The 12958-nt window shown below is 55.9% G+C and carries 15 protein-coding genes; 6 read left to right on the forward strand and 9 right to left on the reverse strand.

The window, feature by feature from the left end:
- Window positions 1-6 precede the first annotated feature (6 nt).
- Complete coding sequence (gene rpoH, locus KORM41_RS19050) at window positions 7-903, reverse strand: RNA polymerase sigma factor RpoH (RefSeq protein ID WP_068152153.1); 897 nt, start codon at window positions 901-903, stop codon at window positions 7-9.
- Between the two features lie 85 nt (window positions 904-988).
- Entirely contained in the window at window positions 989-1969 is a 981-nt protein-coding gene (locus KORM41_RS19055; protein ID WP_068152158.1) for an RluA family pseudouridine synthase, read from the reverse strand.
- 11 nt (window positions 1970-1980) lie between these two features.
- Here KORM41_RS19055 and KORM41_RS19060 point away from each other — a divergent pair, with 11 nt between their 5' ends.
- The 3 genes from KORM41_RS19060 (at window position 1981) to KORM41_RS19070 (ending at window position 4580) form a co-directional block, all read left to right on the forward strand.
- Window positions 1981-2400 carry a hypothetical protein gene (locus KORM41_RS19060; protein WP_068152161.1) on the forward strand — a complete coding sequence of 140 codons (420 nt, stop codon included), beginning with the start codon at window positions 1981-1983 and terminating at the stop codon, window positions 2398-2400.
- The gene (locus KORM41_RS19065) at window positions 2385-2828 is read left to right on the forward strand and encodes a M67 family metallopeptidase (protein ID WP_068152164.1); all 444 of its coding nucleotides are present in this window, start codon (window positions 2385-2387) and stop codon (window positions 2826-2828) included. Before KORM41_RS19060 ends, KORM41_RS19065 begins: the two co-directional genes overlap by 16 nt.
- A gap of 123 nt (window positions 2829-2951) precedes the next feature.
- A complete protein-coding gene (locus tag KORM41_RS19070; RefSeq protein ID WP_068152166.1) occupies window positions 2952-4580 on the forward strand; it encodes a long-chain-fatty-acid--CoA ligase in 1629 nt (542 codons plus the stop codon).
- Between the two features lie 58 nt (window positions 4581-4638).
- Here the strand turns inward: KORM41_RS19070 and KORM41_RS19075 are convergent, their stop codons facing one another.
- Together KORM41_RS19075 and KORM41_RS19080 are read right to left on the reverse strand one after the other, a co-directional pair.
- Window positions 4639-4854 carry a DUF2842 domain-containing protein gene (locus tag KORM41_RS19075; RefSeq protein WP_068152168.1) on the reverse strand — a complete coding sequence of 72 codons (216 nt, stop codon included), beginning with the start codon at window positions 4852-4854 and terminating at the stop codon, window positions 4639-4641.
- 2 nt (window positions 4855-4856) lie between these two features.
- Window positions 4857-5327 (reverse strand): NUDIX hydrolase, encoded by a 471-nt coding sequence (locus tag KORM41_RS19080; protein ID WP_068152567.1) that lies wholly within the window; start codon window positions 5325-5327, stop codon window positions 4857-4859.
- A gap of 65 nt (window positions 5328-5392) precedes the next feature.
- Here KORM41_RS19080 and KORM41_RS19085 point away from each other — a divergent pair, with 65 nt between their 5' ends.
- Window positions 5393-6085 (forward strand): SOS response-associated peptidase, encoded by a 693-nt coding sequence (locus KORM41_RS19085; RefSeq protein ID WP_068152170.1) that lies wholly within the window; start codon window positions 5393-5395, stop codon window positions 6083-6085.
- A gap of 36 nt (window positions 6086-6121) precedes the next feature.
- Window positions 6122-6934: an enoyl-CoA hydratase/isomerase family protein gene (locus KORM41_RS19090; protein WP_068152172.1), complete on the forward strand. Its 813-nt coding sequence runs from the start codon at window positions 6122-6124 to the stop codon at window positions 6932-6934.
- Here KORM41_RS19090 and KORM41_RS19095 read toward each other — a convergent pair.
- Window positions 6931-7776, reverse strand: a complete 846-nt coding sequence (locus KORM41_RS19095) for a hypothetical protein (RefSeq protein WP_068152174.1) — start codon at window positions 7774-7776, stop codon at window positions 6931-6933. The two genes, KORM41_RS19090 and KORM41_RS19095, sit on opposite strands and share 4 nt — an antisense overlap.
- A 141-nt stretch (window positions 7777-7917) precedes the next feature.
- On the opposite strand from KORM41_RS19095, the gene KORM41_RS19100 reads away from it, so the two are divergent.
- A complete protein-coding gene (locus KORM41_RS19100; protein ID WP_068152178.1) occupies window positions 7918-8715 on the forward strand; it encodes an SDR family oxidoreductase in 798 nt (265 codons plus the stop codon).
- Window positions 8716-8811: 96 nt separating this feature from the next.
- Here the strand turns inward: KORM41_RS19100 and KORM41_RS19105 are convergent, their stop codons facing one another.
- The 4 genes from KORM41_RS19105 to KORM41_RS19120 form a co-directional block, all read right to left on the reverse strand.
- Complete coding sequence (locus KORM41_RS19105) at window positions 8812-9450, reverse strand: PAS domain-containing protein (protein WP_068152180.1); 639 nt, start codon at window positions 9448-9450, stop codon at window positions 8812-8814.
- 86 nt (window positions 9451-9536) lie between these two features.
- A complete protein-coding gene (locus tag KORM41_RS19110; RefSeq protein WP_068152182.1) occupies window positions 9537-10022 on the reverse strand; it encodes a nuclear transport factor 2 family protein in 486 nt (161 codons plus the stop codon).
- Between the two features lie 57 nt (window positions 10023-10079).
- Complete coding sequence (locus KORM41_RS19115) at window positions 10080-11525, reverse strand: alanine/glycine:cation symporter family protein (RefSeq protein WP_068152570.1); 1446 nt, start codon at window positions 11523-11525, stop codon at window positions 10080-10082.
- Between the two features lie 237 nt (window positions 11526-11762).
- Complete coding sequence (locus KORM41_RS19120; protein WP_068152184.1) at window positions 11763-12914, reverse strand: TonB family protein; 1152 nt, start codon at window positions 12912-12914, stop codon at window positions 11763-11765.
- Window positions 12915-12958 lie beyond the last annotated feature (44 nt).

Raw genomic sequence — 12958 nt, forward strand, 5'->3', positions numbered from 1 at the left:
CGCTTGCTAGTGTGTGGGCGGATTGCCAAGACCGGCTTCTGAGGCCGCAAGACGCATGGCTTTCTGAACCTTTTCAAATGCCCGTACTTCGATCTGGCGCACACGTTCGCGGCTGACACCATATTCCTGGCTTAGTTCCTCAAGCGTTTTCGGTGGTTCCGCCAAGCGGCGTTCCTGGAAGATGTGCCGCTCGCGATCATTGAGGTCCGCCATGGCGTTTTCCAGAAGCTCAAGCCGCTGGTCTCGCTCTTCCTTGTCAGCAACGAGTGTTTCCTGGTCTGGGTTCTCATCCACCAGCCAGTCTTGCCATTCGCCTTCTGCGTCGGCACGCAGCGGTGCGTTTAGGGAATGGTCCATCGCCGACATGCGACGGTTCATGCTGATGACATCGTCTTCCGGCACATCAAGTTTCTTGGCGATCTTGGCTACATGCTCTGGTGTCAGGTCACCTTCCTCGACCGCTGCGATCTGTCCCTTGGTGCGGCGCAGATTGAAGAATAGCTTCTTCTGGGCAGCCGTGGTGCCGATTTTCACCAGCGACCAGCTGCGCAGGATATATTCCTGGATTGCGGCCCTGATCCACCACATGGCGTAAGTAGCCAGACGGAAGCCTTTTTCGGGGTCAAAGCGTTTTACAGCCTGCATCATCCCCACATTGCCTTCTGCGATCAGGTCTGCGACAGGCAGGCCGTAACCGCGGTATCCCATGGCAATTTTTGCCACAAGGCGCAGGTGACTGGTTACCAGTTTGTGGGCAGCCTCGCGGTCCTCATGCTCGGTCCAGGCCTTGGCCAGCATATATTCCTCTTCCTGCGCGAGCATCGGGAATTTCCGGATGTCCTGCAGGTATTGGCTCAGGCTGCCTTCAGGTGACAAAGTGGGCAAGTTACTTGGAGTCGACATATTCCTATCCCTAACCGCTTTTATTGTTTGCCGCTTAGTTTACTGCGGCTTTCTGGTCCTCGTCAAACACGCAAAAAAGAGGCACCTACACCCGGTAGGGTGCCAGTGTCTCCAAAAGCTCTTTCATGTCATATGGTAAGTCGCTCTCGAATTTAAAGGTCTCACCGGTGATTGGGTGCTGAAAACCGAGCAGGCGGGCGTGGAGCGCCTGACGCTTGAAGGACTGGAGCGCTGCACGCGCTGCGCCTTTGATGCTGCCCGGCACGGTTGAACGCGCGTAAACGGGGTCTCCCACCAGCGGGTGGCCAATATGGGCCATGTGGACACGCACCTGATGGGTGCGTCCGGTTTCAAGTTGGCATTCGATCAGGCTTGCGATGGCGATGCCGTTTTGGGCGAAGTGCGCCTGGGTGCGGTAATGGGTCGCCGCCCATTTGCCGCCGTGGTCCGTGACGGCCATGCGCTTCCTGTCGACCGGATGGCGCGCGATATTGCCTTCGATCCGCCCACTTGGCGGCACAGGGTGCCCCTTGCACACAGCAGTATATAACCGTTCGATGGAATGGTCGGCGAACTGTTCCGCAAGGCCGTTGTGGGCCTTGTCATGTTTGGCGACCACCAGAAGGCCGCTTGTATCCTTGTCGATGCGGTGCACAATGCCCGGGCGCTTCACGCCGCCGATGCCGCTCAGGCTGCCATGACAGTGGTGCAGAAGTGCGTTTACAAGCGTGCCGGATGGGCTGCCTGCCGCCGGATGGACCACCATGCCTGGCGCTTTGTTGACGACAATAAGGTGCTCGTCCTCGAATACGATATCAAGCGGGATGTCTTCAGCCTGCGGCTCTGGGTCCTCGGGTGCAGGGATATTGACCTGGTAGCTTTCACCCGCTTTTATCTTGCGCGATGCGCTGATCTTGCCGCCTGAATGCAGCTCAAGAACCTGGCCGCCTTCAATCAGGGCCTTGAGGCGGGAACGCGAAATGTCTGGCATTGCGTCCGCAAGCACTTTATCAAGGCGGCTGCCGACCTGGTCCGGCCCGATATCGATTTTGAATGTGTCGCTCATGGAGACATCTTATGATGCCACAAGACGAAAAAGTCACGCCCCAGAATGAAGGTGCTCCGGTTTCGGGGGCTGAAGAAGAGGCAGTGCCGAAGCATACCGGCATGAAGCTCTTAGTGATCGGGCTTGGAATTGCCATTCTCGCGATGGTTGGCTTGATGGTCTACAAAATCTCCGAACGTGCCGCTGAAAGCCTGATGGATGAAGGGGATGCCGGTCCCGTGGTTGCCGAACCTGCTGCAGTACCTGCGCGGTCTTACGGCGATTTCTCTGTTGAACGGCCGGTGGGCGCGACGCTTGTGTCCGTTAGTGCCGAGGGCGCTGAAATGATATTCCATTTCCGCTCTAACGAAGGTGACACCATCGTTACGTTGAACCGCCTGACGGGCGAACAGGCCAAAGTGGATGTGCCGCTGGTATGGCAGAAGCAGTAACGGTCCGGCTGAGCACCACCCTTGTGGAAATGCTGGAGCGGACGGCCTGGCAGGCTGAGCCCCATGAAGCGTGTGCCCTTCTTCTGGGGGAGGCGGCAGGAGGTGTTGTTACCATCACCCAAGCCGTTGTGACCGAGAATGTCACCGAAGGTAACCCGGAAACCAGTTTCGAGATTGATCCCGGTATGCACATACTGATGCAGAAGGCGGCGCGGGCAGGTGGGCCACAGATTGTCGGCGTCTGGCACAGCCACCCCAATGGCGTCGCCAGACCGTCCGATGCGGACAAAGCACAATCGGTTGAGCGGGGATGGGTGTGGTTGATCACAGCGGCAAAGGATGGTGTGGTCGATCATGCGGCGTTCCGCGCAGACCCTGATGACCCGCATCAGTTGGATAGCTGCACGCTTGAAGTCACCCAAGGCTGACGAAAAAGCGTCACAAAGCGTTTGAAAAGCGTTGGTGCAGACCTATAGTCAAACAAACGCCTGAATCTACCGCTGTTTGGGAAGGCAGCGGCGTTTTGTTTTCGATTATGGGGAGAAGTCTAAGTGCTTGGACAGATGCAAGACTGGCCGTTGCTGGTATCCAAATTCCTGGAGCATGCCGAAATAAACCATCCGCGCCGCGAGATTGTTGGGCTGCTGCCTGAGGGCGGAAAGTTTGCCTATACATACAGCGACTGTGCTGTGCGTGCGAAGAAGTGCGCGCAGGCGCTGGCGCGTCTTGGTGTCGGCATAGGTGACCGTGTGGCGACGCTTGCCTGGAACAGTCACCGGCATATGGAGATCTGGTACGGTGCTTCCGGTATGGGGGCAGTGACCCACACGGTGAACCCGCGCCTGTTCCCGGAACAGCTGATCTACATCATGAACCACGCAGAAGACAAAGTGCTGATGCTGGACATCACCTTTGTGCCGCTGATTGAAGCGATCCATGAACATCTCAAGACCATTGAGCATTATGTGATCATGGTTGGTCGCGACCACATGCCGGATACCAAGCTGCCGAATGCGCTGTCGTACGAGGAGCTGCTGGATGCGGAAGACGGCAACTACAGCTGGCCGACGTTCGATGAGAATACCGCTTGCGGTCTTTGTTACACATCCGGAACGACTGGCCACCCGAAAGGGGTTCTCTATAGCCACAGGTCTAATTTCCTGCATACACTGCTGGCAATTTCCGGGGATACGCTGGGGATTTCATCCCTGTCGACCATTTTGCCGGTTGTGCCGATGTTCCATGCAAACAGCTGGGGTATCCCATATGCGGCGGCGGCCACGGGCGCGAAGATCGCCTTTAACGGCCCGCACCATGAACCTGACGTGCTGCACAAACTGATCATGGACGAGGAAGTGACTGTAACTGCAGCAGTGCCCACCGTATGGTCCGGTATGCTCAAGTATCTTGAAACAACGGGCAAGGACATGGGTAAGCTGGGAATTGTTACAATTGGCGGGTCCGCCGTGCCCAGAAGCATGATCAAAACTTTCCAGGAAAAATACGGTGTTCGCGTGAACCACGCATGGGGCATGACGGAAACCAGCCCACTAGGCAGCCTAGGCAGTGAAAACGCAGCTGTTGCGAACCTGTCGCCAGAAGAAAAGCTGGATGTTCAGACCAAACAGGGCCGGTCGGTTCTGGGTGTTGAGATGTGCATCAAGGACGATGACGGCAACATCATGCCGCGCGACGGCAAGACCTCTGGCCGCGTGATGGTGCGTGGCCCATGGGTGATCGACAGCTACTATAAGGGCGACAGTGGCAAGATCTTGGATGACGACAACTGGTTCGACACCGGTGACATCGCCTGCATTGATGAATACGGCTATATGCAGATCACTGACCGCGCCAAGGATGTGATCAAGTCTGGCGGAGAATGGATCAGTTCAATCGATCTCGAGAATGAGGCCGTTGCGCATCCTGACGTGGTGGAAGCAGCTGTTATCGGTATGCGTCACCCGAAATGGGACGAACGTCCGCTGATGATCGTTGTGCCGGAAAAGGGCAAGACGGTCACTACCGAAGATATGAACGCCTTCCTTGAAACCCGTGTTGTCAAATGGTGGTTGCCTGATGATGTGGTGATGGTGGATGAGATTCCGCACACTGCCACCGGCAAGATTTCCAAAAAGGACCTGCGCGACCAGTTCAAGGATTATAAGTTCCCTGGCACCTAAAACGGGCCGGATCAAAACCAGAAAGCCGCGATACCAAGTGTCGCGGCTTTTATTTTGTCTATTCCGGTTTCTTGCCGCCCATCCAGTAGATGAGCTTTTTGGCGGGCCAGATCCACAAAAGGCCTGCCACAAGATAATAGACGCTCTGGATCGCGACTGAGCTTTCCGCCAGCTTGCCGCCTATGGCAGCCGCCAGGAAAGCATAGGCCATCAGACCGAAAATCAGGGCCAGCATCCCAATCGCACTGCGGGAGGATGGTTTATTGTCGGTCATGGTTAGTGCCTTTCGCTAAGCTGTCGCATCTTGTCTGCCGCCAGTTCGATCAGGCGGCGGGTTTCTGTCCATAGCGGAAGGGCAAGGGCTTCATCAAGAGGGAAAAAGCGGGCATCGACCGCATCTGTTCCCGCAACTGGGTGGCTGTCTGTCGTGAGCGCAAGATAATCAATCAACGTATAGTGAAATTCGAGCGAGCCATCAGGTGCCCGGTCGATATAATCGACCACGTCCAGAAGGCAGGTGGGCTGGATAACGAGGCCGGTTTCCTCCAGCACTTCGCGCGCAACTGCATCATAGGTGGTTTCGCCCAGCATCTGGGCCCCGCCAGGCAGGCTCCACTCATTTTTCTTGGGGGGCTTGCCCCGCTTAATCAAGAGCACATTGTCGCCGTTCATCACCACAGCGCCGACACCAACGATGGGGCGAGTGGGATTTTCCCTAACCTCCGGCTTTTCACTTGCTTCGGTCATAAGCATGCTATTTCTTTGGACATGGTCCCAACAATGGGTGCGGAAGGCAAAAGAGGCAAGGCTTTATGTGTGGACGCTATCTGATGACATCGCCCAAGGATGCGATGATAAAAACCTTCGGCGTGCGTGCAGATGCTCATATTCCCCCGCGCTACAATATTGCCCCCAACCAGCCTGTGCTGATTGTCAGGAACGCTGAGGGCGGCAGGCGCGAGCTTGCTGCCGTGGAATGGGGGCTGGTGCCGGAATGGAAGAAGGAGCGGGGCGACAAGCCGCTGATTAATGCGCGGATGGAAACGGTGATCGAAAAGCCATCGTTCCGCTCTCCAATGAAGCGGACGCGCTGTCTGGTGCCCTTTGACGGCTGGTTTGAGTGGAAAAGCCTGCAGGGACGAAAGCAGCCGTTCCTGATTACGCCGGTTGGCGGCGGCTTACAGGCTTTTGCCGGCATCTGGACCACCTGGCATGGCCCAACAGGCGACCATTGGCTGGAGACGATGGCGATCCTGACAGGTCCTACGCTCGGGCCAATGCGTAGTTTGCACAGCCGTATGCCGCTGGTGGTAAAGCCCGGCCAATATGATGCCTGGCTAAAGCCCCATGACCCGTTGCCGCGTGGCTTTCTTGAAAGTTTCGACTTCATGCCCGAGACCGCCTTTGAGTGGCGTATGGTCAGCAGCCGCATGAATGATGTCCGTTCCGAGGGGCCAGAATGTATTGAGGCACCTGAGCAGGAACGCCAGCACAGCCTGTTTTAAGGCCAGCAAAACTTGTTTCAAGGAAAGTAGAACCGCATGACCGACCTGAACGATCCAACAAGCCCAGTATTTCTTGAAAAGGATGGTGCCATCGGCCGCCTGGTGCTCAATCGGCCCGACAAGCGAAACGCCATGTCGGAAGCCATGTGGGCGTCTATCCCGCATGCTGTAGCGCAGCTTGACGCTGATCCGGATGTGCGGGTGATCATTGTATGTTCATCAAGCGACAAGGCTTTCTCTGCGGGCGCTGATATCGCGGAGCTCGAGCAGATCGGTGGCTCACCAGAGCGTCAGGAAAGCAACCGCCTGGCTATCCGGGATGCGCAGCGGACGCTGGCGCGTGCCAAGAAGCCGACCATTGCCCAGGTGTCCGGCGCCTGCATGGGCGGTGGGTGCGGCATTGCCATCCACTGCGATATGCGATTTGCCGCCAATACGGCGAGGTTCGGCATCACACCCGCCAAGCTGGGGCTGATATACCCGCTCAATGATACCAAACAGCTCATGGACCTTGTCGGGCCCGCGAAGGCAAAAAGCATGCTGTTCACCGGCAGGGTAGTGGACGCGGAGGAGGCTCTGCGCATCGGCCTGGTGGACGAAATTTTTCCGGCTGAAGAGCTATCGGAAAAGACCCTCGGCTTTGCGCACCAGATGGCGCAGGTGTCGCAATATTCGGTGCGGGGCATCAAGCAAACCATCCGTCTTATCCTTGACGGCCAGCACGACGACGATGGGGTTACTGCAAAAATGTTCAAGGACGCCCACAGCGCCTCGGATGCGGCCGAAGGGGTCAGAGCCTTTCTTGAGAAACGCAGCCCAGCGTTTCGCTGGAATGGTGAAACCGATTAAGAAGGGCGCAGGTCGCGAAAGTCAGGAACTTTGTAGAGTGCGGCGACATGCAGGGCTGAGGTCAGGTAGGCGACAAAGCCAGCCACAATTAGCGCCATACGAAATTCAAATTCTTCCGGAACCAGATTGATGGCCATGCTGCCCACTGTAAGGTAAAGCAGGGTGGTAAGCAGGAACAGGATCGCGAGTGACGCGGCGATAGGAACCATGAAAAGCCGGGCGCGCACAAAAGCGGACGGCAATGTTTCCCGCCGGTCGCGTGCTTCCGCCGCGATCGCGAGATGAGCTGTGCTGGTCAAGACAATTGAGGTCCACATCACAAAACCGGCAGCCACAATGGCCACAGCGTTTGTAAGCGGCCCTAGAGCTGCGGCGAGTCCCACAATCAGTGACAGGGCAAAAAAAGCTACCAAAATGCTGATGCCATTTGCAGCAACCATGTGAAGGAAGGACCGTAGCCCGCGGATCATGAAGGCGCGCATGCCGCCTGCAGCAGGGACAAGGTTGCCTGGGGCGGACGCCCGGGCAAAGGGGATTAACAAGAAAGTAGACACTGCTGTAGCCGCCAAATGGCCCAGCAACAGGGTAGATAACCCTTGATTGACAACAGAGGCAATTTCCTCATCTCTTTCGCTTGGAGTGCCCGTGTCTGGATAGACTTCGACCACATTCTCTGGATAGATTTCGATCAGATTCTCTAGAATTGTAGCAGCCGGCGCATAGACAATGCTGCTGCCGATACCCGCCAGCAGGGCCAGCAGAATCAACAGCTCTGTTCTGGCTTTTGCCGCCTGAAACGCGGCGCCGACAAGGCCTGTTATGGTCGGTGTCTGAAACTGCATATTGTCTGCTCCGATCCCCGCCTAACCTAAGGGAAGCTATTGGTTTTGCAAAGGGAATTTCCCTTCTTTAAGGTATAGGTCATTTGAAGCTGGCGGCTTTCGCCTTATTATTATTCCAAAGGTTCGCAAGGGGAGACAATCATGTTCGAGGGCCAAACAGTTTGGATCACGGGCGCATCGTCCGGTATTGGCGAGGCGCTTGCTCATCAGTTCGCGAAGGAGGGGGCCAAACTCATCCTGTCCGCTAGGCGCGCTGAAGAACTGGAGCGTGTGCGTGAAGCCTGCATCGCAGAAGGCGCACAGGGCGGAGACATGCTTGTACTCCCCCTTGATGTCACGGATGAAGCTTCGCTGCCGGGCAAGGTTGCTGAGGCCAAAGCCTTCACGAGCCGGATCGATATGCTGATCAATAACGCGGGCATTTCCCAGCGGTCGCTATGTGTCGATACGGAAATGGCAACCTACCGTCGCCTGTTCGAAGTAGATGTGTTTGGTCAGATCGCACTCACCAAACTGGTGCTGCCGGTTATGTTGGAGCAGAAGAGCGGCCACCTGGCTGTGACAGCATCGGTTGCGGGCAAGATTGGCGTATCACAGCGCACTGGATACTGTGCGGCGAAGCACGCCATGATGGGCTTTTTCGATGCGCTGCGGGCAGAGGTGGCGAAAGACGGTATTTCGGTTACCACCATCACACCGGGGTTTATCCGCACAAACATCGCCAAGCACGCCCTCAAGGGCGATGGTTCAGAGTTTGCGAAAGTGGACCAGAACATCGCCGGCGGCATGGACGTGGACGCCTGTGCCCGCGTGATTATGAAGGGCTTCAAGAAGGGGCGGAAGGAAATTCCTGTGGGCGAGGGCAGCGAGATGAAAGCGCTGTGGGTGAAACGCTTCTTCCCGAACCTCTTGTTCAAGATGGTGCAGAAAATGGGCTGAAGCCGCCCGAAGATGGCGCGGGAGCGTCAGTGTCAAAGCGAATATCCGTGGGAATATCCTTGGCACCTGTCTCCCGACCATCCTTCAGGAGGACCTTCAAGCATCCAGCAGGTTGTCGCTGCCGGGCCTTGGCTTTGAGGGCATGAATCGGTCCCACCAGCGGCTTTCCACGACGGGACGTGGGCGCGGTGCCGGTTTTTCAAATGTCACCAACGGCTTGCCCTGGCCGAGATCGATGAATTCAATGTTCGATACTTTCTGGTGGTCCAGCATCAGGCGGTCATTGATCCGGCCATAGCGTGGCTGTTTCAGGTAAACCGAACAGCCGATGATATATGTCGGGGCGCCGATCTCGTCCGCAAGCGGCAGATAGAGCGATTCCACTTCAGTGCTGTCGCCGTTTCGCCGCATGACGGTTTCCTGCATCTGCACGCCGCTGGGCTGGTCAAGAATGGCTTCATAGAGGCGGGCCGTGTTTTCGCGCATGTTGGGTGTTGTCAGGTCAAATGCATTGATACCTGCGATCGGCGTTTGCCACAGGCTGTCTTCGGACGTGCCGATCATGGACACCTGCACGTCATAGCGGTCAATACGCTTCATCAGCGAGATGCGTGGCAGCAACTCGTGCAAATCGGTTGGATGCAGCACACATTTTCTGGGCAAGGCCGCGCCTGCGTCGCGCGGCAAAGTGTGCCAATACTCAAGTAAACGCCCCAAAACACCGGAAACGGGCATACACGCCTCCTCTTCCCTCAGCTGGAACCCACTAGTGAAGAAATCATGAGGCGCGATTGCTGCCGGTTCAAGACAAGGCTGCTGACCTATTCTTGGCCTGCTTTTTGCCGCTCTTCAAATGCCTGAATCTGTTCAGTGATTCCCTTTGCCAGATCATTCGGCAGCGGGAAGGTGAGATGGTACTGAGAAATTTTCCAGCCGCCATTTGTGCGAATCAGCACACCTGTACCCCGGCTGGTGCCATATTTTGCGTTATCCAGCAGTTCGTCGAACCAGGCTGTGTTGCCGTCAGGCGCAAAATTGACGTGCCGCTCGCGAACCGTATAGGTCCAGCCGTTCGTTGGGCGGGCGTAAGCTTCAAAAGTTGGCTTGTCCCAGCGCTCAGATGCGTCTGTGCCCAGGAAGATGGCATCGTCGCTCATCAGGCCGAAATAGGTTTCCCAGTCAGCGCCTGCGGCTGCGTTGTGGAAGTTGTCCAAGGCGTTGTTCACAGCGATTCTGTCGGCTTCATCTGCTGCAAGCGGGGCAGAGCAGGCGGCCAGAAAGAGAAAACATACCATCAAATAACGCATGGACTTGCTCCAGAAGTTGGAAAGCCGTGCCAGCCCAAAACCGACGCGGCAGACCGATTAAGTGTTCGCTTTGATTTCGCCGGACCTCAGGCGCGCCAGATAATCCTTCAGGTCGCGCTTAAGCTCAGGGGCCATCAGATAGATACCGATCACATTGGGGACCGCCATCAGGAAGAACATGCTGTCCATCAGTGTATAGACTTCAGATACAGAGAACACAGCGCCCGGAACCAGAGCGACACAGAAAATGATTTTGAACAGGTTCATGGACTGATTGCTGCCCCCAAACAGAAACTCCCATACCTTTCCGGAATAGTAGCCCCAGCTGATGATGGTGGAGTAGGCGAACAGGAAGGCCGCAACAGCAAGTACCCATGGGAACCAGCTGATTACGCTGCCAAATGCTGTGGATGTCAGAGAAATGCCAGCCGCACCTGATTGGTCGAGGTAGACACCGGTGATAACGATCACAAGCGCGGTCATGGTGGACACGACAACGGTATCAACGAAAGGTTCCATCAACGCAACCATGCCTTCGGAGACGGGCTCGTTGGTTTTGGCTGCGGCGTGCGCCATGGTGGCGGACCCAAGGCCTGCTTCGGTGGAATAAACTGCACGCTGCATGGCAATGATGATCGTGCCAATCAGGCCACCCATGCCCGCCTCAAGCGAGAAGGCGGATTCAAAGATGGTAACGAATGCAGCTGGAACTTCCGTGATGTGTGAGCCAATGATGATCAGGGCGCCAACAATATAGATGCCTGCCATCGCCGGTACGAGGCGCGCGGTCACGCTTGCGATAGACTTGATACCACCAATAATAACGATGGCTGTAAGCAACGCCATGATAACGCCGAATCCCCACCGGCTGGGCTCGCTGTCGATGCCGGTAACAGCCGCAACAGCTTCAAAAGACTGATTCACCTGCGCCACTTGTAGCAGGGTTGGTAGCGCCAGAAGGGCATAGCTCCACGCCAGGAATTTGCCAGTTTTACTCCAGCCCGCGCCGCGCGTTTTCAGACCACGTTCCAGATAATACATTGGGCCGCCAGCCACGGTGCCATCAGCGCGTACGTCGCGGTATTTTACGCCAAGCGTACATTCCGCGAACTTCAGCGTCATGGCGCAGAAGCCAATCAGCACCATCCAGAAAGTGGCGCCGGGACCGCCGGTTGAGATGGCTACGGCCACACCGGCGATGTTACCCAAGCCAACAGTGCCCGAAAGGGCGGTGGCAAGGGCCTGGAACTGGGTCACTTCACCATCCGCGCTATCGTCGTGATAGTCGCCTTTTACAATCCGCCACGCGCGTTTAAAGCTGGTGACGTTCACAAAACCGAAATAGAGGGTGAGGATAATCATCGGCAGGGCGAGGAAGGCGACGATCCATTCCACTTCCAAGCCGAAGATATTGATCGTGCTGAAAACGAAGTCGCCGAGGGCGTTTATTCCGTCGGCCAACATCTGCACGAAACCGCTGCGGGTGTCGCTATCTTGAGCCATCAATGGTGCGGTGAATGCCAAGCTGGCCAGCGTGGCTGCCAGAATACGCTTTAACTGAAACACGTCCTCTCCCCAGAGTTATCTTGTGTTATTTGCCCGGCAGAGTAGGCGAGGGGGCACAAGGATGGAAGCCCAAAATTGGCAGACTGCCCTCAAACGGCGGATTCCCGCACGAAATTCTGTTCCTGCCGGGTGGTGCCACAGATTTGACTGTAGTCTGCCAGGGCGCAGTAACGCCTAATCAGCCAGATGGAACGCAAAGCGGTATTTGACCCCAGTTGTGTCTACTGGCTGACCATTTTCATGTCGCGCGGAGTATCTAAATTTTTTGGCGGCATCAATGGAGGCCTTTACGAAGGCATCGGGGCCATATCGTTCCATGACGCGAAAATCACTGGTGCGCCCATCCTTGGTGACGGTCAGTTCAAGCACCACTGTGCCCTCAAGGCCTCTACGTTGTGCCGATACAGGGTATTTGGGCTGGGCAAGGAACAGCGGCTCGTAACTTTCACCTGTTTCCACAGGATCCCGATTGGCTTCCTTGATGCGGCCAACGGCCTGGCAATGCTTGGTGGCCAAGTCGCTTTCGCCCATTTTTTCATAAGTCTCCACCAATAGCGCATGCATTCTTTGTGTCAGGCGTTCGTTAGGTGCGCCGCTATCATAGACCCTTACAGCGGCTTCCAGAAACTCTGCTGCATCATCATACCGCCTATCCAGCTTTTTCAGCTCGCCAAGGCGGTAGCTTGCCAAGGCTGTGCGGCCGTGATTTTCACCCAGTGTCGCCTGGAAAATCTTGTAGGCTTTTTTAAGATTGCTGACCGCCAGATTACGTTTTCCTGCGCCCATAACCAGTTGCTGCTCGGCCATCTCATAATAAAGCTGGCCGACGAGGGCGGAATCTTCCCCTTCCAGCTTTTCAGCTATTTCAACAGCGCGTCGATAATATTTCCCGCCCGTTTTCCCGCTCAGAAACTTTGTCTCTGCATGGCCGAGATCCATCAGTGGATCAATAACCTCTGGAGCATCATTTCCATACTGGTTCTGAAAAAGTACCAAGGCTTCCTCAAGGATTTCTTCAGCTTGTTCGCGCTTGTTTACAGACAAGAGCAGGCGACCATAATTCAAGCTGGCCTGCGCGAGATTTTTGGCATGCTTTTCGTCCAGGGCCGCTGCTTCTTTGAGCAATGAATAAACGCGATGTGCGTAGGGCTCGGCATAGTAACGCGACTCTTTCGTCACCCATTCCTCATAGGCTGCATAGGCTTCGCGCACCGTCATGGTTTTTGCACGTGCCTCATGTTCCTCGAGGCTGAGGCCCGCAAAAGCAGGGCTGGCAATACCAAGGGAAGCGAAAAGAAGCAACGCTACAGCAAAATGACGTTTCATGATAACAATCCCCCAAACGAAAGTCTCAAGGGCTTGTATCAAAT

The sequence above is a fragment of the Kordiimonas lipolytica genome (assembly GCF_001550065.1).